The organism is Dehalogenimonas sp. NIT-SK1 (genome assembly GCF_055384165.1).
On record NZ_AP042352.1, the window covers coordinates 627,005 to 651,143 of the forward strand.

Annotated in this window: 20 protein-coding genes, 2 tRNA genes and 1 riboswitch; of the genes, 13 read left to right on the plus strand and 9 right to left on the minus strand. The window is 50.6% G+C overall.

Features of this window, described 5'->3' with window-relative positions; all coding sequences use genetic code 11:
* Nucleotides 1-29: 29 nt before the first annotated feature.
* The 3 genes from ACZ48S_RS03325 to ACZ48S_RS03335 all read left to right on the plus strand — a co-directional run bounded on the left by ACZ48S_RS03325 (nucleotide 30) and on the right by ACZ48S_RS03335 (nucleotide 1,449).
* A tRNA-His gene (locus ACZ48S_RS03325) sits at nucleotides 30-105 on the plus strand.
* 13 nt (nucleotides 106-118) lie between these two features.
* A tRNA-Arg gene (locus ACZ48S_RS03330) sits at nucleotides 119-194 on the plus strand.
* 133 nt (nucleotides 195-327) lie between these two features.
* Nucleotides 328-1,449, plus strand: coding sequence for a CBS domain-containing protein (locus ACZ48S_RS03335; RefSeq protein WP_464214056.1), 1,122 nt, complete (start codon nucleotides 328-330; stop codon nucleotides 1,447-1,449).
* A 103-nt stretch (nucleotides 1,450-1,552) separates the two neighbouring features.
* Here the strand turns inward: ACZ48S_RS03335 and ACZ48S_RS03340 are convergent, their stop codons facing one another.
* Complete coding sequence (locus tag ACZ48S_RS03340; RefSeq protein ID WP_464214058.1) at nucleotides 1,553-2,806, minus strand: DUF5667 domain-containing protein; 1,254 nt, start codon at nucleotides 2,804-2,806, stop codon at nucleotides 1,553-1,555.
* A gap of 2 nt (nucleotides 2,807-2,808) precedes the next feature.
* Complete coding sequence (locus ACZ48S_RS03345; RefSeq protein WP_464214060.1) at nucleotides 2,809-3,354, minus strand: RNA polymerase sigma factor; 546 nt, start codon at nucleotides 3,352-3,354, stop codon at nucleotides 2,809-2,811.
* Between the two features lie 513 nt (nucleotides 3,355-3,867).
* On the opposite strand from ACZ48S_RS03345, the gene ACZ48S_RS03350 reads away from it, so the two are divergent.
* The 5 genes from ACZ48S_RS03350 to ACZ48S_RS03370 all read left to right on the plus strand — a co-directional run bounded on the left by ACZ48S_RS03350 (nucleotide 3,868) and on the right by ACZ48S_RS03370 (nucleotide 10,274).
* The gene (locus ACZ48S_RS03350; protein ID WP_464214062.1) at nucleotides 3,868-5,301 is read left to right on the plus strand and encodes a reductive dehalogenase; all 1,434 of its coding nucleotides are present in this window, start codon (nucleotides 3,868-3,870) and stop codon (nucleotides 5,299-5,301) included.
* The gene (locus tag ACZ48S_RS03355; RefSeq protein WP_464214064.1) at nucleotides 5,301-5,552 is read left to right on the plus strand and encodes a hypothetical protein; all 252 of its coding nucleotides are present in this window, start codon (nucleotides 5,301-5,303) and stop codon (nucleotides 5,550-5,552) included. The genes ACZ48S_RS03350 and ACZ48S_RS03355 overlap by 1 nt, the downstream gene beginning before the upstream one ends.
* 131 nt (nucleotides 5,553-5,683) lie before the next feature.
* The gene (locus tag ACZ48S_RS03360) at nucleotides 5,684-6,148 is read left to right on the plus strand and encodes a hypothetical protein (RefSeq protein WP_464214066.1); all 465 of its coding nucleotides are present in this window, start codon (nucleotides 5,684-5,686) and stop codon (nucleotides 6,146-6,148) included.
* A gap of 167 nt (nucleotides 6,149-6,315) precedes the next feature.
* Entirely contained in the window at nucleotides 6,316-9,600 is a 3,285-nt protein-coding gene (locus ACZ48S_RS03365) for a ligand-binding sensor domain-containing protein (protein ID WP_464214068.1), read from the plus strand.
* Nucleotides 9,597-10,274, plus strand: coding sequence for a response regulator transcription factor (locus ACZ48S_RS03370; RefSeq protein WP_464214070.1), 678 nt, complete (start codon nucleotides 9,597-9,599; stop codon nucleotides 10,272-10,274). The genes ACZ48S_RS03365 and ACZ48S_RS03370 overlap by 4 nt, the downstream gene beginning before the upstream one ends.
* Before the next feature lie 111 nt (nucleotides 10,275-10,385).
* On the opposite strand, the gene clpB is transcribed toward ACZ48S_RS03370, so the two are convergent.
* Nucleotides 10,386-12,959, minus strand: a complete 2,574-nt coding sequence (gene clpB, locus ACZ48S_RS03375; protein ID WP_464214072.1) for an ATP-dependent chaperone ClpB — start codon at nucleotides 12,957-12,959, stop codon at nucleotides 10,386-10,388.
* Nucleotides 12,960-13,103: 144 nt separating this feature from the next.
* On the opposite strand from clpB, the gene ACZ48S_RS03380 reads away from it, so the two are divergent.
* Nucleotides 13,104-13,295: a hypothetical protein gene (locus ACZ48S_RS03380; RefSeq protein WP_464214074.1), complete on the plus strand. Its 192-nt coding sequence runs from the start codon at nucleotides 13,104-13,106 to the stop codon at nucleotides 13,293-13,295.
* A gap of 72 nt (nucleotides 13,296-13,367) precedes the next feature.
* Here ACZ48S_RS03380 and nrfD read toward each other — a convergent pair whose 3' ends face one another.
* Genes nrfD through ACZ48S_RS03405 form a run of 5 tightly spaced genes read right to left on the minus strand, consistent with a single transcriptional unit; the run spans nucleotide 13,368 to nucleotide 18,510 of the window.
* Nucleotides 13,368-14,537, minus strand: a complete 1,170-nt coding sequence (gene nrfD / locus ACZ48S_RS03385) for an NrfD/PsrC family molybdoenzyme membrane anchor subunit (protein WP_464214076.1) — start codon at nucleotides 14,535-14,537, stop codon at nucleotides 13,368-13,370.
* Complete coding sequence (locus ACZ48S_RS03390; RefSeq protein ID WP_464214078.1) at nucleotides 14,534-15,070, minus strand: hydrogenase maturation protease; 537 nt, start codon at nucleotides 15,068-15,070, stop codon at nucleotides 14,534-14,536. The genes nrfD and ACZ48S_RS03390 overlap by 4 nt, the downstream gene beginning before the upstream one ends.
* Complete coding sequence (locus tag ACZ48S_RS03395; protein WP_464214080.1) at nucleotides 15,064-16,635, minus strand: nickel-dependent hydrogenase large subunit; 1,572 nt, start codon at nucleotides 16,633-16,635, stop codon at nucleotides 15,064-15,066. Before ACZ48S_RS03395 ends, ACZ48S_RS03390 begins: the two co-directional genes overlap by 7 nt.
* A gap of 32 nt (nucleotides 16,636-16,667) precedes the next feature.
* Nucleotides 16,668-17,717, minus strand: coding sequence for a hydrogenase small subunit (locus ACZ48S_RS03400; protein ID WP_464214082.1), 1,050 nt, complete (start codon nucleotides 17,715-17,717; stop codon nucleotides 16,668-16,670).
* Between the two features lies 1 nt (nucleotide 17,718).
* On the minus strand, nucleotides 17,719-18,510 hold the full coding sequence (locus ACZ48S_RS03405; RefSeq protein WP_464214084.1) for a 4Fe-4S dicluster domain-containing protein: 792 nt from the start codon (nucleotides 18,508-18,510) through the stop codon (nucleotides 17,719-17,721).
* A 246-nt stretch (nucleotides 18,511-18,756) separates the two neighbouring features.
* Nucleotides 18,757-18,893, minus strand: a riboswitch (molybdenum cofactor riboswitch).
* Between the two features lie 205 nt (nucleotides 18,894-19,098).
* On the opposite strand from ACZ48S_RS03405, the gene ACZ48S_RS03410 reads away from it, so the two are divergent.
* The 4 genes from ACZ48S_RS03410 to ACZ48S_RS03425 all read left to right on the plus strand — a co-directional run bounded on the left by ACZ48S_RS03410 (nucleotide 19,099) and on the right by ACZ48S_RS03425 (nucleotide 23,544).
* Nucleotides 19,099-21,039 (plus strand): ABC transporter ATP-binding protein, encoded by a 1,941-nt coding sequence (locus tag ACZ48S_RS03410; protein ID WP_464214086.1) that lies wholly within the window; start codon nucleotides 19,099-19,101, stop codon nucleotides 21,037-21,039.
* A 97-nt stretch (nucleotides 21,040-21,136) separates the two neighbouring features.
* Nucleotides 21,137-21,919 (plus strand): basic amino acid ABC transporter substrate-binding protein, encoded by a 783-nt coding sequence (locus ACZ48S_RS03415; RefSeq protein WP_464214088.1) that lies wholly within the window; start codon nucleotides 21,137-21,139, stop codon nucleotides 21,917-21,919.
* A gap of 54 nt (nucleotides 21,920-21,973) precedes the next feature.
* Nucleotides 21,974-22,801 carry an amino acid ABC transporter permease gene (locus tag ACZ48S_RS03420; protein ID WP_464214090.1) on the plus strand — a complete coding sequence of 276 codons (828 nt, stop codon included), beginning with the start codon at nucleotides 21,974-21,976 and terminating at the stop codon, nucleotides 22,799-22,801.
* A 2-nt stretch (nucleotides 22,802-22,803) separates the two neighbouring features.
* Nucleotides 22,804-23,544 (plus strand): amino acid ABC transporter ATP-binding protein, encoded by a 741-nt coding sequence (locus ACZ48S_RS03425; RefSeq protein WP_464214092.1) that lies wholly within the window; start codon nucleotides 22,804-22,806, stop codon nucleotides 23,542-23,544.
* Nucleotides 23,545-23,557: 13 nt separating this feature from the next.
* Here the strand turns inward: ACZ48S_RS03425 and ACZ48S_RS03430 are convergent, their stop codons facing one another.
* Nucleotides 23,558-24,016: a GNAT family N-acetyltransferase gene (locus ACZ48S_RS03430; RefSeq protein WP_464214094.1), complete on the minus strand. Its 459-nt coding sequence runs from the start codon at nucleotides 24,014-24,016 to the stop codon at nucleotides 23,558-23,560.
* Nucleotides 24,017-24,139: the final 123 nt, after the last annotated feature.

Sequence of the window (24,139 nt, forward strand, 5' to 3'; positions counted from 1 at the left end):
CGGAAACGGCTATAATTACTGTCTGCGCGGTGGGTATAGCCGAGTGGTTAAGGCGTCAGGTTGTGGCCCTGAAGATCGTGGGTTCGATCCCCACTACCCACCCCAATAAGCTTTCCCCGCGCCTGTAGCTCAGTGGATAGAGCATTGGTCTTCGGAACCAAGGGTCGTGGGTTCGAATCCCTCCAGGCGCGCCATAGAAAAACATAAAAACACCGGGGCCAGGTCAGTTTTTATGTTTCAGCTTCTTGTTGCTATACTTTTATTAAAGAGCCTTTTCCTTAATTATCCAGTTAACACGCACGGGCGCTTGATGAAAGGCGGCGTTTTATGAAGTCTTCATTTCGTTTAGGTCGCATTCTGGGTTTTGAGATAGGTATTCATTTATCCTGGCTGTTTATCTTTATTTTTCTTACCTGGACTCTAGCGGTCGGTTATTTCCCGCTTGAGGGCATATTGCCCGGCCGCGATTCGGTGGTGTACTGGCTGCTGGGGGCGGCATCAAGCCTGAGCCTGTTCGCTTCAGTACTGGCGCATGAAATCGGGCACTCCATTGTAGCCCGGCGCAACGGAATCCCGGTTAAGAGCATCACCCTTTTCCTGTTCGGCGGGGTTTCCAACCTGACCAAGGAAGCGGATACTGCCGGCGCTGAATTCAAGATGGCTGTAACCGGCCCACTGGTAAGTTTCGGCTTGTCCGCTATCTTTTTTACCATGTACTTTGCCGGAGGGCAGGCGGCAACCGCGTTCAGCGCGGTGGTGGTTTACCTGGCGCAGATCAACCTGATACTGGGCGCGTTTAATCTGCTGCCGGGCTTTCCGCTGGACGGCGGCAGGGTTTTCCGCGCCATAATCTGGCATATCACCAAAGACTATTTGAAAGCCACCAAGATAGCTTCCAGCACCGGACAGATAATCGCCTACATATTTATTTTCGGCGGCATCGCTCTGGCGTTTGTTATCGGCATCGGCGGTTTATGGCTGGCGTTGGTCGGCTGGTTCCTGGCCTCGGCGGCCACGGCTTCTTACCAGCAAACGGTGCTTGGTCAAACGCTTAAAGGAGTCAAGGTCAGCGATGTCGCCCGCACCAATGTCATAACTATCAGTGATGACCTGACGGTGGAGCAGGCGATGTCCAAGATTCTCACCGCCAACCAGCGCGCATTGCCGATAATCAGGAATGACAGGCTGGAAGGCCTGGTTACAATAACAGACGTGAAAAAAGTCCCCCGGGAATCATGGGCAGCTGAGAGCGTGCGTCAAATCATGAGAACGGAAGACGAGGTACAGACTATCCGGGCTGACGAGGAGCTGAGCAAGGCCCTGGAGATAATGCAAAAAGATGATTACAACCAGCTGCCGGTCATGCAGGACGGTAAATTATACGGTTTGATATCACGCAGCGACGTATTGCAGTATATCCAGTTCAAACTTGAAGTGCCGCAGGGGTAAAAATCAAACTTTCCTTGGACAAGGTTACTAGAAGGAAAGACCCTGGTGGAAACAAATCCACCAGGGTCTTTTTCAATAGTTTCAAAAGTTTCAAATGCGTTATTTAAGCGGGCGTCGGTAAGGGGGTTTCTACCGGAGGGCCAGGCTGTGCTGTCACCGGCGGGTCTGTCGGGTCGGGGTTTCCGCCGTTATTGCCGTTGCCGGAATCACCGCTTTCCGTATTGCCCGGCGGATTTACCGGTAAGTCAGAAGGCGGACCGGGGTTTCCGTTGCCCGATCCCGGAATGTTTTGCCGCGCCCGGTCAATGGCCTCTTTAGCCTGTTCCGGAACCATATCATATACGCGGTTGAGAACTTCCAGGTGGATGGCATGGGCGGCCTCAAGCAGTTCGTCAACTGTTGATTCGCCGGTTCCCAATCCCTGGGCGATTTCCGAAATGGCAGCTCCGAAATTTTCCAGTTCTTCCAGCTCCCCAGCTACCTGGCTTACGGCCGGATTACCCTCTCCGGCCATGTTTTCCAGCTGGTTCAGCAGTTTATCCATATTGCCCAGGTAGCGCTCTGTCGAGCCTACCGGGTCAGCGGACGCCAGGGCTTCAAGAGCCCTGGTCTGGCCCTTGATTGAAGCATTTATGGCGTTTTCTATGCCTGATTTAGCTTCATCCGGTACTCGGCCCAGAATATCGTTAAGTTCCAGCAAGTGTTGTCCGGTAGCTTCAGCCACGCGATCTGAAATAGTAGTGTCAACACCTTCCGGACCGTTTCCCAGGATAACCTCCAGCCTTTCCATAGTGTTGCCGTATTGCCGGCCAGCCTCGGGGATATCGGAAGGCCGGTTCTGATTCATCAGGCTTTCAGCTTCTTGGATGCGCCGTTGAGCCAGAACCAGGTTTTGTTCGGCTTTAGCAGAGTCACCGAAGGTAAACGCAAGCCCTACTTCTTCTGTGGCCATTTTTACATTATAAAGGGCGTCTCCCGGCAGGCTGGACTGTGCGGCGTAAGCCGTGCCCCCGCCGGCCATGGATACAGCCAGTACGATACTGATAATAGCAGGTATCATTTTTAACCTCCTGAAGGGATGGAATCCCTGGTTCTGTTTATTTAGACGATGAGCCCGCGGTTTTGTTACAGGCGCCGGCAACTTGGTTATCCGGTTAATAAGCGCGGCCCGGGTATCTGCCCTGAATTCATTCGTCGGCTCCACCTCCGGCGGCTGAATATCGACCGCCAGCTTCAGCAATGGTTCCAGTTCCTCACGGAATGCCGGGTACCGCTCCAGGCACTCTTCAATTCCGGCGCGTCCTGATTTAATATCGTCCAGGCACTGGGCCAGTATTTCCGAAAACAGCTTGCTCATAATTAAAGTTCTCCTTTTAACTCCCGCCGCAGCCTGGCTAAACCCCGGTGCAGTATCACCCTAACAGCGCCCTCTCTCTTATCCATGGCCGCCGCAATTTCCCGGAAGCTGAGGTCATCAATCATCCTCATGATCACCACCTGTTGCTGAACAGGTTCCAGCGCGGATATCCCCCGCCTTATCCGTTCCTGGTTCAGTTTGTCATCCAGGACAATTTCCGGCTGCTCCAAACGGCTGGCCGGCAGGGAATCTTCCTCCAGCGATTTGGACTGCCTGCGGGTGCGGTAGAAATCAATCACCAGGTGCTGGGCAATGGTAAGCAGCCAGGAGATAAATGCGCAGCCCTTGTTACGGTATTTGCCCAGGGCCTGATAGGCTTTAATAAATACCTGCTGGGTTATATCCTCGGTGTCGGCTTGGTTGCCGACGCGGTAATAAACGTGCCGATAGACTTTATTGACATAACGGTCATAAAGCAAGGCAAAAGCCTGGGCATTACCGGCCTGCGCGCTCAACACTAGTTTAGCCTCTTCTTCGCTGTTCACCATTTAATTATCAGGCTGAATGGTTCCTTTAATCAAGAAACGAAGAAGAGGGTGGTTTGTTACAGGGGCAGAAAATTAGAGTTTCTTTTAATCAGGATTTGTGGATATGGGATTGGAATGGTGCATTATTCTGCATTGAATTTATCCGTGTTTAAAGAATTAAGGAACAGATCAATTATTCTCTGGTATCAAAAAGAGGGTAGAGTGTCTGATACGTCAAAAAAAACCATATTTTTATACAAACGGCAATTAATAGAAGGTTATCTTGCGAACGTTATTACCTAGAATTTTAAAAACTAAGGATTGGGAATAATTTAAATTAATTTTGATGTAAAGATATTAAGAAACTGTAATATATTTTATTGAATCTTAATGCTCTCCTTAATGTGAATCCACATAGAATACAGTTTAATAATTATACCTTGAATATTGAAGTGCGAAGTAAAGGAGGCGTTATGTGTTTGGCAACCATTTAATAAGCGTAATGACGAAAAAACAACAAGGAGAAAAAATGAGATGTCACAATTTCACTCAACAGTAAGCCGAAGAGATTTTATGAAAGGATTAGGCCTAGCAGGAGCTGGAATAGGCGGAGCCGGTTTGGCCGCTCCACATTTTCACGATTTGGATGAATTAGCTGCAGCCTCCGCGTCAGAAAACCAGTCAACAACATCAATGATGAAACGCCCTTGGTGGGTTAAGGAAGTAGACAAACCAACTGTTGAAATAGATTTAAATCTAAGGGAACCTTTCACCGGTGTGAATGGCGCATCAGGGGTTCTTGCAGGTGTTCATGTAACTCCTGAACGGAGAGCTGCCGTTTTTGCTGCTATGAATGATAATATGTATGAAGGAGCAAAGAATAATCGACCTGGATTTACATTGAGGGACCAATTATTGACACGGGCAGGCTACGACCGATCTCACTGGGCTACTAGTACGCATCCAATTCAGGGATTTCGCACAATAGCAACTTATGCAGATTTTGGTGTTCCTAAGTATCAAGGAACACCGGAAGAAAATGCTTTAATGATGCGAACCGTGTTGGCAGGATATGGATGGGTTGGTGTCGGTTACTCAGAGATAGATGATAACAGTGTAGGCCCTCGTCGTACCTTATTCAATCCGAACATATTAGCCTTTGATGATGTTGACGACTTTGTACAAGACAAAGGGAAAACAACAATCCCATATAGTTGTAATTACGTCATAACTCTGTATACAGACAGGCATGCTGGTAATCTTCGATTTGTCACTAATTCACCCACCCTGATGTCGCTCTATAGGGAAAGTTATGAGACTCTTCAGAAAATCCAAAATTTCCTTTGGGGACTAGGGTACCAAGCCTATATGGCCTCTGATCATGTTCATTCTGGTTCAACTGCCCCACCTTGGGGAATTCTATCAGGTCTAGGTGAATATAATCGTACACATAACCCTCCAGCAACACCCGAAGGAGTCGTAGGAAACGGGGGAGTATTACTAATAACAGATTTACCTTTATCCCCCACAAAACCAATCGATTTTGGTGTTCTCGAATTCTGTAAAACTTGTGGTATTTGTGCTGAAGTCTGCCCCGCAGGAGCGATACCTCATCCTGATGAAATGAAAGAACCCACATGGGAAAGAGCCACCGGACCATGGAGCTCTTCTAATGATCATAAAGGGTACCCAAATCAATCGGTAGATTGTGCAGAATGGGGTTTTAGCAATTCATCGGCCATGGTGTTTAATCGTCCAGTGGGTAACTGCGGTCGTTGCGCAAATTTCTGTGTATTTAATAAGCTAGACATTGCTCTCTCTCATGAACTGGTCAAAGCGACTGTGGCTACTACACCTGTTTTTAATAGCTTTTTTGCGCAGATGGATCGACGAGCAGGTTATGGAGAAGAGGCCACTGATGAGATCCGTCGGGGTTTCTGGACTAGATATCCCGATCAATGGAAGTAATGGATAAAAAAAATGAAAGGAATCAAAATATGAACATCAATTTGGATGTTAAATGGTATCAATGGTTATTTGGCTTAATTTCCGTTTTACTCATAATTTTTCTGGTCCACGAAGTTTCTGCGACTTATGCTGAACATCAACCACAAGCGGTTGGAACCTATACAATGTTAATAGGTATCCCTTTGTTAATCTCACTATATCTAACACTAGGATTGCGCTGGACTATTAACCGCATAAAGCAAAATCGGTGATAATACTAGTGGTTTTTATGTAGCATACAGCACCAAGAAAATACACCATCCAGAATCATTAGATTGAGTCAGTAAAATTATAGGGGGGCAACAAGTGCCCCCCTATAAATATAAATTAAGGATAGAAGTTAATGAGTAAAAAGAATTGGATAATAGGTATAGTGGTGGTATTGCTAGTTATTATAGCTATTAATGCACCAACGATAGTGGCTACTTTTTCCTATGTCAGTCAGGAACCAGAGCTTGCGGTGAGTGAATATTCTATATCAGGCAATAAGATTGTTATTAACCTTAGTGAGATAGATGATTTAGCCGAGGTGGGTAGTGCTGTAACCATTGTGGATGATTCATTACCAAGCTATTTACTGATTGCTAAGATAGGGAACGAGGATTACAGGGTTGTAGCCAGTGAGTGCCCACACAGAGGGCATGCTATTGCTTATATCCATGAAGATTCCCTTTTTAAATGCTCTAGTTTAGGCGGGGAATCCTTTGATATAGACGGGGACTATAAAAGCGGGTTAGCAGAGGAAAATTTGCCTAATTATAACTTTTCCATTAGCAATAATGTGATGACCATAGATCTAGCAAGTTAAATTACGCGATTTGGGGTAGTTACTGAAACTATAAGATAAAGTACTGTTAAAGTTGGAATTGAGTGAGATTGAACTAACATAAATACAATAAGGTGTCATTCCAGTATCTTGTTAGACTATTATTCAAAATTGACATATTCTAGCAACTGTACAGTACAATACTTGAAATGAATAACTTAAGTTTAATATTAGTTTTTCCTATGTTACTGGCTTTGTTAAATGGGCCCGTAGATAGAGTGATTATTGATCCAGAATTTGATTTTCGCTTTGAGCAGATATCAAAAAAGCAAGGTTTGCCCAGTAACGCAGTATTTTCGATTATTCAAGATACCCAAGGCTTTCTATGGGTAGCTACAGATAGTGGACTAGCGCGATACGATGGAATAAATTTTAAGACTTTTGTTTATCAAGCTAATGATAGTGGTTCACTCTCCAGTAATCTAGTTAATGTAGTTTACGAAGACAGTCATGGTGGGCTCTGGGTAGGAACCGAAGATGGTTTGAACAAACTAAATAAAGCTAATGGTACGTTTACAAGATACTTGGGTTCTTCTTTCAATAATCGAGTCAGAGATATCCAGGAAGACCGACAAGGATTTCTCTGGATTGCTACCGCAGGTGGATTATATAAATACGATAAAGATAATGACACTTTTTTCGGATATCATCATGACCCAGACGATGAAAGTAGTCTGATTAACGATAATGTATGGACTATTTATGTTGATAGTTATGGAAAAGTGTGGGCAGGTACCGCCGGTGGGTTACATAGGTACGACCCGACCAGGGACAATTTTATGAGATATCCTTGTGGGACAGATTCAAAAGGTGAATTATGTGGAGATGTTGTCTTTTCGATATATGAAGATACAATAGGCAATTTTTGGATAGGCACCAATTATGGCGGTTTAAATCTAATGAACAGGGATACAGGGTATTTCACTAAAGAACACAATGTTTGTAAAATGAACGATTCTCTAAAAACAGCAACTGTATGGTCCATTTTTGAAGACCATACTGGCAATTTTTGGATAGGCACTACAGGCGGTTTATATATTGTGGATTGGTCTAGTGATGATTGTAAGTTGTATCAAAATATTCAGGGAAATAATAATAGTTTAAGTAATAATATTATTCGTACTATTCTAAAAGACAATAGTGGCATTCTTTGGATTGGTACAAATGGCGGTGGAATCAATAAACTAGATTCACGGCAAGCTCCTTTTAAGATATTAGGACATAGCATTAATGATTCCAATTCTTTGAGTAGTGAAAATGTGTATTCAATAATTCAAGATAAATATGGCGGTATTTATGCTGGGACACGCGTTGGATTAGATTATATTACCAACAATTCAAGGGATGAAGATGAGATATCAATAAAAGAAAATTCTAATTTCGCGGAAAAGGGAACAATTAGGGCGCTATTAGAAACACAGGATGGGAATTTGTGGATAGGAACTTCTTTTGGATTACAGTTCTTCAATCCAGACACGGGAGAAGTCAGGGTTTATTCGCATAATACTAATGACCAAAACAGCCTCAGTCACAATGCAGTCTTTTCGCTATGTGAAAATGCTAACGGGAATATATGGGTCGGAACTTATATTGCGGGTTTAAATGTATTTGATGCTGAGACGGAACAATTTGTCAGGTACAATTATCAGAAAGATAACCCAAGAAGCCTTAGCAGTGATGGGGTGATTTCTATATACAGAGATAACGAAAATACTATTTGGATTGGCACGACTAATGGTTTGAATAAATATAATGCCTTAACAGATGATTTCACCAGGTTCGAGCATGATATTGATGATCCCAATAGCCTGAGCAATAACTACATAAACACCATTCTGGAAGACAGTAGTGGTATTCTCTGGGTTGGCACAAATGGGGGAGGCCTAAATGCCTTCGATAGGCAGATGGGTAAATTCACTAATATTACTATTGATGATGGTTTACCTAGCAATAACATCAGAAGTATTATTGAAGATGAGTCAGAGAGGCTTTGGTTAGGTACCGATCAAGGTTTGGCGAGTTATGATCTTTTAAATCAAAAAGTAGTTAACTACGGGTCATTAATACAATCCTCAGCTTTATTAGAATTTAACAGAAACGCAACTCTAAAGGATAATAATGGGCAATTACTGTTTGGGACAAACGAAGGGTTGTTGATTTTTCACCCTAACTCAGTTTTGAAAAACGAGTATATCCCTCCGGTAATAATAACCAATTTTACTGCATCATCCGATAGTGAAAGCCATGTCATTAGTGAATTGGCCATTACTATTAATACAACAGAGGCACCATTAATAATAGACTATAACCAGAATTCAGTTTATTTTGAATTTGTGGCACTAGATTACACAGCCCCTTTACAAAATCAATATGCTTACATGCTTGAAGGGTTTGATAAAGACTGGCACTTAACTGATGCAAATTTACGGGTAGCAAATTATACAAACCTCAATAGTGGCGATTACGTATTCCGTGTTAAGGCCAGTAATAGTGATGGAAATTGGAACGAAACAGGCGCCTCTTTGTATTTTACGATTACACCTCCTTATTGGCAAACTTGGTGGTTTATTACACTAATGGTTCTCGGTGTGATGGGGTTAATTTATAGTGGTTATCGTTGGCGCCTAGCTAGTATTACAGTTCAAAAGCGCAAACTTGAAGCAGAGGTAATTTCAAGAACTGCCGAATTAGCTAGTCTTTATAATAAAGAGCGTGACCTGCATATTCAGCTCGAAAAGGAGATCAAGGAGAGGTCGGACTTTACCAGGGCTCTCGTTCATGAGCTTAAAACGCCATTAACACCTTTGGTTACAACAGTGGACCTATTAGAAGAAAGCACAAATACAAAGCTGGATAAAAGTTATATTCGTAACATCAAGCAGGGTATTGACAATCTTAGTAATCGGGTAAACGAATTACTGGATGCGGCAAAAGCCGAAGTAGGCTTGCTAGCTATAAAACCAAGACTGGTTGATTTAAACGCACTTTTGAAAAGTGTTATCGAATATGTAAAACCTGAAGTTGAGCTTTTTCAGCAGAAACTTATTGCAGAAATACCTGAACAGCTCCCCAAAGCCTGGATTGATAGTGAACGTCTGCGTCAGGTGATCCTGAATCTCTTGATTAACGCAATGAAGTTTACCAAATATGGTGGCTTAATTACCTTAACTGCTACGGTCAAAGATAGTCTGGTGTTTATAGTAGTTAAAGATGATGGCCCCGGGATTTCATCAAATGATTTAGAAAGTATTTTTAAACCATACTATAGGGGTAAAAGAAACTCTGACAACTATGGTGGATTGGGAATTGGCCTTGCTCTGAGCAAAACTATTGTGGAGCTACATGGGGGTAAGATCAGCGTAACAAGTGAAATAGGGAAAGGAAGTACATTTACTTTGGCTCTCCCAATCACTAAAAAGGAAGATGTTGAGTGAGAATAGTAATTATTGAAGATGATAGAGCCGTAGTTGAAACCATAATGCTCGCTTTTCAAGTGGGTTGGCCTGGATCCGAGATTATTCCGAGCCGCCTTGGGTTGGCAGGAGTTGAACTAATTGAAATCAAGCAGCCGGATATTGTTATTCTTGACTTGGGTCTTCCTGATATTAGCGGGTTTGAAGTATTAAAACAAACAAGGCTTTTTTCATCAGTTCCGGTAATCATACTATCAGTTAGAGGTGAAGAAGAGGATATAATCAAGGGTCTAGAACTTGGAGCTGATGAGTATATCACCAAACCTTTTCGTCAATTTGAGCTGATAGCTCGAGTGAGAGCCTTGCTCAGACGCCAAAATACACCTATCGGTGATGTCCCGTTTGTTTTTACTAATCATAGTTTTTATCCTTGTCTAAGAAAGATAGTTAGCTCAAATAAAACGCTATTTCTTACGAGTATTGAAAACCAAATACTTTGGCATCTTTTAAATCATAAAGGGCAAATAGTTACGCACCAAAGTTTAGCACGTCATGTATGGGGGGATGATTTTACTGCCTCACTGGATGTGCTCAGAGTGCATATCCGGCATCTGCGTGAAAAGATTGAAGAGAACCCCTCTGCTCCGGAGCATATTCTTACTATCACGGGTATTGGTTACAAATTTGTTTCTTAGGACTTGAAAAATATTTCGGTTTTTCTCATTCCTATCTAAGTATGTTGTATTTTCTCTTAGCCAAATAGGCTGGCGCCATTATTTGGCTACCGGCCCTAAAAATTCATCACTCTAATTAAAAACCACCTGACCTTCTTTAGCATCAACAGTAACGGTATCTCCGTCCTTAAACCGCCCCTCAAGTACGGCAACAGCCAATGGATCCAGGACATCCCGCTGGATGGCTCTCTTCAGCGGCCGAGCGCCGTAGGCCGGGTCATAGCCATGTTCAATAAGCAGTTCCTTGGCGGCATCGGTCAGGCTTACTTCTATATGCCGGTCAGCCAGGCGTTTCTTAAGCTGGGCGAACTGGATACCGACAATCTCTTTTATCTGCTCCCGGCTGAGCTGCTGGAAGATGACGATTTCATCAACGCGGTTGAGGAACTCCGGCCGGAAGCTGCTCTTCAACGCTTCCATAACCTTCTCTTTAATCCGGCTCTCATCCCCGGCACCCATTTCATAGATGAACTGGCTGCCGAGATTGCTGGTCATGATGATGACGGTGTTTTTGAAGTCAACGGTGCGTCCCTGGCCGTCAGTCAGCCGCCCGTCATCCAGTATCTGCAGGAGGGTATTGAAGACGTCAGGGTGGGCTTTTTCTATCTCATCCAGCAGGATAACCGAATAGGGGCGGCGGCGCACCGCTTCCGTCAGCTGGCCGCCTTCCTCATAACCGACGTAGCCGGGAGGCGCTCCGACCAGGCGGGAGACGGTGTGCTTTTCCATGTACTCCGACATATCCAGCCGCACCATGGCCCGCTCATTATCAAAGAGGAATTCAGCCAGGGCTCGGGCCAGTTCCGTCTTGCCGACCCCGGTGGGACCCAGGAAGATGAAACTGCCCATGGGCCGGTTGGGGTCCTGGAGGCCGGCTTTGGCCCGCCGGATGGAGTTGGTGACCGCCCGGACCGCTTCATCCTGGCCGACGACGCGGCTGTGAAGCCGTTCATCCATGCGCAGCAGCTTCTGGATTTCGCCTTCCATCAGGCGGCTGATGGGAACACCGGTCCAGCGGCTGACCACCTCGGCTATATCTTCATCATCAACTTCTTCTTTAAGCAGCTGGTTTTCCTTCTTGTCCGAAGCTGATTCTTCATACTGCTTCAACTTGTTGTCCAGTTCAATAAGGGTGGTGTACTTGAGCTGGGCGGCTCTTTCCAGGTTTCCCAGGCGTTCCGCCTGGTCAATCTCGTGCAGTGTCTGCTCCCGCTGCTCCTTGATCTGCTGCAGCTGCTGGATGCCTTCCTTTTCCTGCTGCCAGCGCAGCCGGAGCTGGTCGGAATTCTCTTTCAGATCCGAAAGCTCCTTTTCCAGGTTTGCCAGCCGTTCCCTGGACGCCGTGTCCTTCTCTTTTTTCAGGGCCTGGCGTTCAATTTCCAGCTGCATGGTACGCCGCTGCACTTCGTCAATTTCCGAGGGAACCGAGTCTATTTCGGTACGCAGCTTGGCGGCTGACTCATCGACCAGGTCAATGGCCTTGTCCGGCAGGAAGCGGTCACGGATATAGCGGTCCGAAAGCACGGCGGCGGCCACCAGCGCGGTATCCTTGATGCGGACACCGTGGTGCACCTCGTAGCGTTCCCGCAGGCCGCGCAGGATGGAGATGGTGTCTTCCACGCTAGGCTCGCTGACCATGACTGGCTGGAAGCGCCGCTCCAGGGCGGCATCTTTCTCAATATACTTGCGGTATTCGGCCAGGGTGGTGGCGCCGATGGCGTGGAGTTCACCACGGGCCAGCATGGGCTTGAGCATATTGGAGGCGTCCATGGCCCCCTCGGCGGCGCCGGCGCCGACCACGGTGTGCAGCTCGTCAATGAAAAGAATGAACTCGCCGGAGGACTCCTGTATTTCTTTCAATACAGCCTTCAGGCGCTCCTCAAATTCGCCGCGATACTTGGCCCCGGCGACCAGCGAGCCCATGTCCAGGGCGACCAGTCGCTTGTTTTTGAGGCCTTCCGGGACGTCGCCGCGGACGATGCGCTGGGCCAGGCCTTCCGCGATGGCTGTTTTACCGACGCCGGGTTCGCCGATAAGTACCGGGTTGTTCTTGGTGCGGCGCGACAATACCTGGATTACGCGGCGGATTTCCTCGTCACGGCCGATGACCGGGTCCAGCTTGCCGCGCCGGGCGACTTCGGTCAGGTCCCGGCCGTATTTTTCCAGTGCCTGGTACTTGCCTTCCGGATTGGGGTCAACCACCCGCTGGCTGCCCCTGATGGATTCCAGGACTTTATAGACGGCGTCTTTGGTAACGTTATTATTCCTGAGCAGCCGGGCGGCGGCCCCGGTGTCTTTTTCCAGGATGGCTATCAGGAGATGCTCGGTGCTGGTGTATTCATCCTTGAAACTTTCCGCCTCTTTTTCCGCCGCCTCCAGTACTTGCTTCAGGCGGGAGGAAAGATAGACCTCGGCGGAGCCGTGAACTTTAGGCATTTTTCCGAGTTCCGCCTCAATCTGACCGGCCAGGGATGACTGGCTGAGACCGAGTTTTGCCATAATCTGCGATACCACGCCGTCCGGCTGTTTCAGCAGCACCGACAGCAGGTGCTCCGGTTCTATCTGGGAATGACTGCTGTCCTGGGCCAGCTTCTGGGCGGCGAAGACCGCTTCCTGGCTTTTTTCGGTGAATTTGTTGATGTTCATATTGCCTCCTTTCAGCCGCACAATCCCGGTGCCGAGCGGACAGTCAATAATGTCCAATATTTTTATAACAAAAATTATGCTTAACGGCAAGCAGGTATATTTGTATTATAATATATACAGCTACATAAACAGGGAGGCGCCGAGATGACTACTTACGGACACCCGCAGAGCACCCGCGAGCTGAGAGACCAAATTGACCTGGTGAGCAAGGATATTGAAGCCCTGCTGGCGGAACTGCCCAGCAGTGAAACAGCAGACGAAATTTCCCGCCACTTCTATTTCCTGAAAAACCGGCTGGAACTGGCCGATATCCGGCTGAAGCCTGAAATGAGGTAATTTTTACCAGGATAATGACGAAAAAAGACCCTGCCCGAAGGCAGGGTCTTTTTTGATTGCTGTTTTTAAGCTCTAGCTGGCTGCCGGTACCACTTCCGGGTCCGAGTCAGCCACTGACTGCGGCAGCCCGGCTTTCTGTTCTGAAAGGAGCGGCAGGTACTTGGCGGCCAGGCGGAAGACGTACATGGCGCCGGCGATAAGCCCCAGGGTGAACAGGAATTCCCACACGGTGGGGAAATATTCACCGGTGCGCGCCGGGGCGTGGGAAACCACCAGGGTGCTGACGCGGTTGAGCATGATGCCCAGGATAATAAGCCCGGAACTCCACATCAGGCCGGCCCGCGACTGGCGAACCTTCTTTATGGCGATGAGGATAACCGGGATAACCATGCCCAGGCCGATTTCCGCGGCGAACAGGGCGCCGAATTCATCCATGGCGAAGGCCGAGAGATTGTTGCCCTGGAAAAGGTCGAAGAAGCGCAAACCGAGGTAGATGACCAGTATCCAGGCGGCTATGGGCATGACCTTGGACAGCACGTCAATACGGGCGGTCAGTTTCCAGGACTTGGCGATGATGAGGCTGAAGAAGGTCAGTACCGCCAGGCCAAGAGCCATGGCCGAGATAACAAAGAGGTAGCCCATAAGCGGCTGATGCCACAGCGGGTGCTGGTCAGGGGTGATCAGGAACAGCGCGCCCAGAGAAGACTGGTGCAGGAAGGAAAGGATGATGCCGAAGCTGACTAGCGGGATAGCCAGGGCGTGCTGGATCTTGCCGGCCTTATTCAGGCCGAAGCGATCAAAGATGTTGGGGCTGAACTCCAGGTAGAGTACGGTGAGGTACATCATGACGCACCAGCCCACCTCGAACATGATGGAGCCGGGCTGCCACATCCACAGCGGATGAACGATGAGCGGGGTGCGGCCGAGGTCAACGGCGATGCCGATAGCGCCGATGGTGTAGCACAGGGCGGCGATCAGGATGGCCGGTTTGACCAGGGGGCGGAAGGTTTCAATGCGGAAGATGTAGACCAGGGCTGCCAGGACAAAGCCACCCGCGGCGGAGGCAATATAGACGCCGATGTCAAAGGCGACCCAAAGGCCCCACGGCCAGCTGTCCGACAGGTTGGTTATAGCTCCGAGACCCAGTACCAGCTTGGCCACGATGACGCCGATGGCGCCGAGACCGAGCAGTATCTGGACAACGCCCCAGAAGCTGAACAGAGGAATGTTTCGGTTATTCACTGCGCATCTCCTTGATGTGTTTGTATGCCTTTATTATTAATACCAATTTCTTGCAACACCAGCTCGGTCAGCCGCGGCAGGGCAGCGGCGACGTCCGGTGTCAGTTCCAGTGACGGTTCAAAGCTCTGCGGCTCTACTCCATAAAACACGAAATCAGCCGGCAATTCCTGCATCAGGTCCAGGAAGAATACCGCCTCAACCACGCCCAGGTCATGCACCGTGCCGATTTGCTGACTGGCTTCCTGCAGGTCACCGGCCTCGAAACGGTAGATGGAGCCGGGCGGTTCACCGCCGTTGACGGCATCCACCACGATGACCTTCTTGCGGCCGCGGATGATGTCTATCAGCACCAACTGCAGGGTGCCGCCGTCAACCACTTCCACGTCTTCCGGGAGTTCACGCTTGCGAATCTCCTCAATAACGCGGACGCCGGCGCCTTCATCACCCAGGAGGATATTGCCTACTCCCAAAACCAGGGTGGGGGCAAGACGGGTGCTTTCAGCGTGACCGGTATCGGCGGACATACTTAGCATATACGGAAGCGGCCTTTCTCCTCGCCCCTGGGGCTGACCACATGGACAGCGCAGGCGAGACAGGGGTCATAAGCGCGGACGATGCGCACAACTTCAAACGGATTAGCTTCATCTTTTACCTTGGCGCCGATCAGGGCTTGCTCGATAGCGCCGGGCTGGTCATTATTGTCGCGCGGCGAACAGTTCCAGGTGGACGGCACCACGCACTGGTAGCGTTCAATCTTCTGGTCCTTGATGCTGATCCAGTGTCCCAGGGCGCCGCGGGGAGCTTCCCAGAGGCCCATGCCCTGGGCGTTATCCGGGATTTCAGTTTTAACATTGACCGGTTCACCCGGTTTAAGCTCATCCAGCCACTTGTCCATGGCGTCGGCGACCATCTTGGTTTCCAGTGCCCGTGCGGCGTGGCGGCCGAGAGTGCTGAACAGAACGGTGGGCGGCGCGCCGAAATGGGCCAGGGTGTCATTGACCAGTTTTTGGGCGGTTGCGTCTCCGGAGAGATAGGCTACCAGTACCCGCGGCAGCGGACCGACTTCATAGACGTCGCCGTCATAGCGCGGCGCCTTCAGCCAGCTGTAAGCGCCGGACTTGCTGGGGTCATCCACGGTGTCGGTGTCGCCGGGATATCCGGAACCGCTGGAGAACCAGCCGTATTTGACGTCTTCAGTTATTTTCTGCGGGTCAAAGGTTCCCGCGGACAGACCGGATGCGATGCCCTGGGGCATGAAGCGAGCGCGCTTGGCCAGGTCTTTTTCCGTGCCGTCCAGGTCAAATACGCCGTAGGAGAGAACGTTGCCGCAGCCGAAGCCCTGTTCAAAATGGTCCGAATAGGCTTCGGCAACAGCGATAACGTCCGGAATATATACATTATCGGTGAAATTGCGTAATTGAGTCAGTTTTTCGCGGAAGGCATTGATGTTTTCATCGGTAGGGCCCTGGGTGGCGCCGCCGACTACCAGTCCCGGTGAATGGGGGATGCGGCCGGAGAAAATGGCGCTCATCTCGTGGGCCACGCGGCGCATATTAAGGGCTTCCACGTAATCCTGTACCGCTTTCTGGTTGACTGCCTTGGACAGGCGATAGTCACCTTCATAACGGGGGAAGAACGGGCCCAGCATGGAGGTGTCGCCGGCGCTCAGGGCGCGTTCAATGAACTGCTTGACCTTGAGCAGGCCGGGGTCGGAACCGGTGTAGTCAGCCACGGCGGTAACGTCCACATAGTCCAGCGCCGCCAGGTGATAGAAGTGCAGGATGTGTGACTGGATGTAGTTGGCGCCCTGGATCAGGTTGCGCACGATGCGGCCGTTGTCCGGAATGCTGCCGTCAACGCCGAAGGCGCTGTCAAGGTTGAGCACCGCGGTCATGCCGTGTGAAGTGGGGCAGACACCGCAGATGCGCTGGGTATAATGCTGCGCGTCGGTGGGGTTATGACCCTTCAGGAAAATTTCGAAGCCGCGGAACATGGTGCCGGTGGAATGGGCATCCTTGACCACGCCGTTCTCAACCATAACTTCAATTTTAAGATGGCCCTCGATTCGGGTAATCGGGTCAATTACTATTTTTGCCATATATATCTGTTCTCCCTGTTATTACGTAAATACTAGTGGGCTGAATACCCGGACTTGTTCTTGGTCAGGGCGATGGCGCCGAGGGTGGCCGCGGTGGCGCCGGCCAGGCCGAAGGCTACTTTATCCAGGGGGTGTTTTTCCGTCAGGTCCATGGGTTCGTGGATGGGACCAAGTCCGGCCGGGAAGGCCAGTTCGGCACAGCCGATACACGGGGCGCCGGCTTCAATGCACCAGCGGGTTTTGGAGTTCCACAGCCGGTCATTGCAGTCCGCGTGGGTGATGGGCCCCTTGCAGCCCAGCAGGTAGAGACAGTCCGGGTCACCGAATTTCTCGGCGAAGTGACCGGCTTCAAACTGGCCGCGGCGGGGACACTGGTCATGGATGGTCTTGCTGTAATAGGCGGTGGGTCTGAGGTCTTCATCAACCTTAACCGATTCCGGGCTGTCCATGATAACCTGGGCCAGGGTGCCGACAAACCAGTCCGGATGGGGCGGGCAGCCGGGCACGTTGATGACCGGGGTGGTGATGCCCTTCTGTTGGTAAAATTCACGGATGCCGACTACTTCCCCGGGATTTGGAGGAGAAGCGGAAATACCGCCGGAAGCGGCGCAGGTCCCCAGGGCGATAGTGGCGATGGCCTTTTTGCCCAGCCGTTCAATGGTTTCAGTCATGGGTATGCCGTGGCCGTCCTTTTCACCAACCTCGCAGTAAAAACCGTCGGCCTTCAGCGGGACGCCGCCTTCCACCACCAGGGCGAAGGGACCGGTTTCAGTATCATAAAGAGCGCTCATGGCCAGGTCTCCCTGGGCGGCCATGACGGTATTGTGGAAGCGCAGGCTGATATGATTGCCGCTGACGACTTCCGAGAGAAGTATGTCCTGGATGCTTACCGGGAATGAATTAAGCACGGAAACCGAGCAGCCGTTGCAGCCGGAGCCCTGGAACCAGATAACCGGAACTTCATTCAAAGCCTGGGCGAAAAGTCGTTCAAATTCCGGATTCTTCATCATCGACAGACCAAGGGCGGCCGATGAACCGGCGCATAATTCCAAGAAACGGCGTCGGGTCAGTCTGGTAGTCATATTAACTCTTGTCCTCCTTGGTGGCAGTTTCCGCCGCTTTCACCCCGGCGCTGCGGCGGGTGCGGAATAGATAAGTACCGGCCAGGAAAAGAGCTATGGCTCCTATCTCAAAAGGAATCTTGCTCAGGAATTCGTAGGTATATTCCGGGTACATTTCCTTTTCCACTTCCGGGAAGCCGAGTTCATGGGGATCAACGGAACTGATGTACATTACAGCGGTACCGCCGACCTCATGTTCACCATAGATGTAGTCAAAATATTTGCCGGGGTCATTCTGGATGCGTTCGTGAGCCAGGGCGATCATGTCAGCCCGTTCGCCGAAGCGGATGGCCTTGGTGGGGCAGACATCAAAGCAGACCGGTACGTCTCCGGCTTCAAGCTTCCGGTCATTACAGAAGATGCACTTGGAAATCTTTGGCCAGGGTACGTCCCATTCAAACTTGGGAATATCGAAGGGGCAGGCGTTCTGGCAGTAGCGGCAGCCGATGCACTTGTGCTCGTCCCAGACGACGGCGCCGTTGGCTTCCTTGTTAAGCGCGCCAACAGGACAGACGGAAACACAGGCGGGGTTGAAACAGTGCAGGCACCGTTTGCTTAGACCGATCACCTGGGTGCGGTTGTCACGCTGAACCTCTTTGGCCTGCAGGACGACATAATGATAAGCGTCCAGTTCCGGGGCGGTATCCGTGCCTTCCAAACGAAGGTCCTTAAGTCCGTAGAACTTATGACATTCGGTTTCGCACAGCTTGCACAGGATACAGCGGGTAGTATCGATGAGCATACCTACGGGCATATTGTTACTCCTTTCACGGATGTGGTGTTTCTGTCCGATACCCTGATATTAAAAACAAAAGGCCGCTGTCTGCTGCCGGTATGATCGGCGGGGACAGGGCCATTCTCAACAATTGAAATATTATTCCGGGTAATCATAGCTGCGTGTTGTCCAGTTGATAATCCGGTGATGCCTGGTTAACGGTTAATATGAAACGGGGATGAGTGAATTTTCTGAGCCAGTAACAAGAAGAAATATCAGCTGGCATATTTCAGTATCCTCTCTCCTTTCCAATCAGGGAGGCGCGGGTGTTTCCGCCCGAACCCTCGGAACCTTGCGGTTCACCGTTCCGGATGCCATAAAACAGGGCTTAAGGCCACCCGGACTCGAAGAGCGCCGCGTGTTCAAGCACGACGATGGAAACTTTAGCACCTGAAGTGCCCGGTGTCAACTTAATACCACCCGAAAAGACTAATACTTTTTTTATGGATATACAACTGCCCTATAATTCAGCAGCACCGGGCATTTTGTGATAGCATATAACATTAAAACCCAGTAATTATTAGTTATCCGGTATAGACGCTGTGCCGGTTCCGGGAGCACACCGCCATGATGGGGCACGGTTTTCCGTATTTCAACGCCAATATTGAAGGCAAAGCGAGGGTTACCCGCGGCCTGATAAGACGCATCCTGGCTTACGCGCGGCCTTACCGCCGGCTGATAATAGCCATGGTGGCAGTTACCCTGGCTACTACCGGACTTTCTTTGCTGACGCCGCTGATACTGCGGCAATTGATAGACGTAACGCTGCCGGACAAAAACCTGGAGCAGCTCAGCTGGCTGATTGCCGCCCTGGTGGCGGTTCCCATAGCTACCAGCGGGCTGAACGTAATGCAGCGGCGCCTGAACGCCATGGTGGGCGAGGGTGTGGTATATGATCTGCGTGTAGCGCTGTTTTCTCATCTTCAAAGAATGGCGCTCAACTTTTTTACCAATACTAAGGTAGGCGAGCTGATGAGCCGCCTCAACAATGACGTGGTGGGTGCCCAGAAAGCCATCAGCGATACCTTTGTAAGTATTTTTACCAGCCTGGTGCAGGCGGTGGTGCTGCTCTCAGTGATGATGCTGCTGGAATGGCGGCTGACGCTGGTCAGCGTGGCGGTGATGCCCTTTTTCTTAGTGGCCGGACGCAAACTGGGGCGGCGGCTGCAGACTATTGCCCGGGAGCAGATGGAGCTGAATGCCAGGATGAATGCGGTGATGCATGAGCTGCTGAATATTTCCGGGGCTTTGCTGGTCAAACTGTTCGGCCGTACTTCCGTTGAAGATCGCCGCTTTGAGGAGAGGTCACGCCTGGTGCGTGACGCCGGGGTGCGCCGGGCGGTAACCGGCATGGTGTTTTTTGTCAGCATCGGCTTGCTGAGCGCGCTGGGGGTAGCGCTGGTGTACGGCGTCGGGGGTTACATGGTCATACAGGACGCGCTGACCATAGGTACCATTGTAGCCCTGGCGGCTTACCTGAGCAGCCTGTATACAGCGCTGCAGACGCTGACCAACGCGCCGGTGGATTTCGCCACTTCCATGGTCAGCTTTGACCGCGTGTTTGAGGTGCTGGATCTGCCGCACGAAATCACCGAGAAGCCCGACGCCACCGTGCTGCGGGACGTTCGCGGCGAGCTTGAATTTGAAAATGTCAGTTTTCGTTATGCGGTGAACGAGCGAATGCTGCTGAAGGATGTTAAACGCTTCGACAAGGAACAGAACGTTACGGCTGTTCTATCCGGCGGTGAGACTACCAACGGTTGGAATGAGATCGGCGGCGGACCAAAGAACCAGGCTCGCGAAATGGCCCTGAAAAATGTGTCTTTCCGCGCTCGACCCGGGCAGCTGGTAGCGCTGGTCGGTCCCAGCGGGGCCGGCAAGACTACCATGACTTACCTGATTCCCCGGTTATATGACCCGACTTCCGGACGGCTGTTGATTGACGGAATAGACCTGAGAGATGTTACCCTGACTTCACTGACCAACCAGATAGGTATGGTGACCCAGGAAACCTACCTTTTCCACGACACCATCTGGGTAAACATGCTTTACGCCCGACCGGAAGCGACGCGGGAACAGATTGAGCACGCGACCCGGGCGGCCAATATCCATGACTTCATCATGGGGCTGCCGGCCGGCTATGACACGGTAGTAGGCGAAAGGGGTTATCGCTTGTCCGGCGGCGAAAAGCAGCGACTGGCGCTGGCTCGGGTTATTCTCAAGGACCCGCGGATTTTAGTGCTGGACGAGGCTACCAGTTCCCTGGACTCCGAATCAGAAGCCCTCATCCAGGACGCGCTGCGCCGGGTGATGACCGGACGCACCAGCATTGTCATCGCCCATCGGCTGTCCACAATATTGGCGGCGGACCTGATACTGGTGATGGACCGCGGTGAGATAATAGAGCGCGGCACTCATGGAGAACTGCTGCAGGCCGGCGGTATGTATGCCCGGCTGTATGAAACCCAATTCCGGGGGCGGCCCGGTGAGCGGCCGGAACAGTTGTGAAAACCGCCGGTCATCCATTGGCCGATAAAATAGACACAAGTACGCGCCATATTGTAAACTTGGCGAATTAAATTTACTTTTATTAAGGAGGAACTACGTGAAGAAAAAGCTTTCTGTTTTGCTGCTCGCCCTGACCCTGACCGCAGCGATGGTGCTGCCCGGATGCAGCAATGACACGGATGACCCGGATCCGACCAATACCACCGACCCGGTTACCAGTATTACGGTAGCCACTGATGCGACCTGGCCGCCATTTGAATACATTGATACCGATTCCAACCAGATTGTCGGTTTTGATATCGACCTGATGAACGCCATTGCCGAGAAGGCTGGCATTGAAATCGAATTCGTCAATGTGGAATGGGACCCGCTGCTGGCTGGTGTGGCCCAGGGTACCTATGACGCGGCCATTTCTTCTATTACTATCAAGCCGGACCGCCTTGAGTCCATGGATTTTTCTGACCCCTATTTTGTTGCCGGCCAGATAATAGTGGTTCCCGCTGACAACACCACCATAACCGGCCCTGATAATCTCAGTGGATCTGTTGGGGTACAGTCCGGAACTACCGGTGATGATGAAGTCACCGCGCTGGATACGGTTGACGAAGTGGTGCGCTATGACGAAATCGGCCTGGCATTCGCCGCTCTGCTGAACGGTCAGCTTGACGCGGTGGTCTGCGATACTCCGGTGGCCGAAGGTTACGTTTCTACATATTCCGATGACTTGAAGACAGTGGGTGAAGTGCTTACAACCGAGGAATACGGCATCGCTTTCCCCAAGGGCAACGATGCCCTGGTAGCCAAGATCAACCAGGCTCTGGCCGAGGTGAAAGCCGACGGCGTTATTGAAGATCTGGTTCTTGAATGGTTGGTAGACTAAGAAAGTAATTATGAGGGGGGCTTTTTCAGCCCCCCTCATTGGTTTTAGCAAAAAATGAAAAACCAGGAAAAAGCGGCAAAACCCGAAGAAGAGCTGAGTTACGTTACCGGCGGTGAGGTGAACGTACGCCACGACACCTGGTGGTGGCTGGTAGCCGCGGTAGTTGGCCTGGTGATACTGCTGGTGGTGGTCCAGCCGGACCCCTTCCGCGACCTGGTGGTTTTTGCCCGTGACGGCATCGCCGTTACCATGCTGGTGACCATTACATCTTTTATCCTGATGCTCATTGTTGGGCTGTTCGGCGGCCTGGGTCGCCTGTCGAAGAATAAAATTGTATATTTCATCTCCACGCTTTACGTGGAGATAATACGGGGAATACCGCTGCTGGTGCAGCTTATCGGCTGGTATTTCGCTTCTCCGGTAGCTATTAAACGCATCGGTGAGTGGATCAATTTCGCGCCGATGGCGGAATACCGGGCCGACCCGATTGTGACCGCCATTATCGCCATTACCGTATGCTACGGCGCCTACATGAGTGAAATTGTCCGGGCCGGTATTCAAAGTGTTCCCAAGGGACAGATGGAGGCGGCCCGCAGCCTGGGCATGAGTCATTTCCAGGCGATGCGCTTTATAGTGCTGCCGCAGGCTTTCCGGGTTATTCTGCCGCCGATAGGTAATGAACTTATCATGCTGCTTAAGGATTCATCTCTGGTCAGCGTGGTAGCGGTGGCTGACCTGACGCGCCGAGGCCGGGAATTCATGTCCGCCCACTTCAACCCCATTGAGACCTGGACGATGGTGGCGCTGCTGTACCTGGTAATGACGCTGCTGGCTACGAGGCTGGTTTCTTACATAGAGAAGAAAACCAAGTATGAGAGATAGTCATGCCTGAACCGATCATTCAGATAAAGGATATTCATAAAAACTTCGGCCGGGTGCAGGCGCTGCGGGGAGTCAGCCTGGACGTCAATCCGGGTGAGGTTATGGTTATTATCGGTCCTTCCGGTTCCGGTAAATCTACTTTGCTGCGCTGCATCAACCGCCTGGAAGAGTACAATTCGGGCCAAATTATTGTGGACGGCCTGCCGCTGGATACCAACGCGAACATCAACGCTGTCCGGCAGGAAGTGGGCATGGTGTTTCAGTCTTTCAATCTTTTTTCCCATCTTTCGGTGCTGGATAACCTGACGCTGGCCCAGCAAACAGTGCGCAAAAGAGGCAAGGCAGAGTCCGAGCAGACGGCGCGGCAACTGCTCAAAAAGGTAGGCATTCCGGAAAAAGAACAGGCTTATCCTTCACAACTCAGCGGTGGACAGCAGCAGCGAGTAGCCATTGCCCGGGCGCTGGCCATGAATCCCAAGGTGATGCTTTTTGACGAGCCGACCTCCGCGCTGGACCCGGAGATGATAAAGGAAGTACTGGATGTGATGACCGATCTGGCCAAAGAAGGCATGACCATGGTGGTGGTTTCTCACGAAATGGGTTTTGCCCGGGGTGTGGCTCATCGCATGATATTTATGGATGAAGGTCAGATTGTAGAGGCTGCTACGCCGCATGACTTCTTTAACAACCCGCAGCAGGAAAGATCGCGGGAGTTTTTATCCAAGGTGCTGCATATTCATTAGGTATTGTCCTCTATTAAACATCCGCCTCGTAGAGCAGGTAATGGCTCCGCCGCATTCCCAAGGCTTGATAGGTTCTCTGGGCTGTTTTATTGTGCTGGTCCACGTATAACCGTAGCTCTGGAACGCTGCCGTCTTCACGGGCGGCTTGTCTGACGTACTCATAAAGCCGCCGATAGAGGCCGCGGCGGCGATATTCCGGGGCCACGTAGACGCTTTGTATCCACCAGATAACGCCGGCGCGCCAGTCACTCCACTCATAGGTTATCATGGTCTGGGCCGCCGGTTGACCGTCAACCTGGGCGATGATGTAAAAGCCGAATTCAGGATGTTCCATGAAGTGCCTGACGCCGGCACTTACGGTGGCCTCATCCAGGTGCCGGTTTTCAGTTTCCGCCGCCAGAGATAGGTTATGGCTGACAATTACCGGGATGTCATCGGCGGTGGCGCGGCGGATCAGTGGCGGAACGGTCATAGCTATACCTCGCAAGTAAATGTAAGGTGATTTTAACGGAAATACCTGCCGCGACGCCAGAAAACTTCAGTCATGGTTTCTATTGACAAATACCAATTAGATAATATATGCTAAAACCAGTTG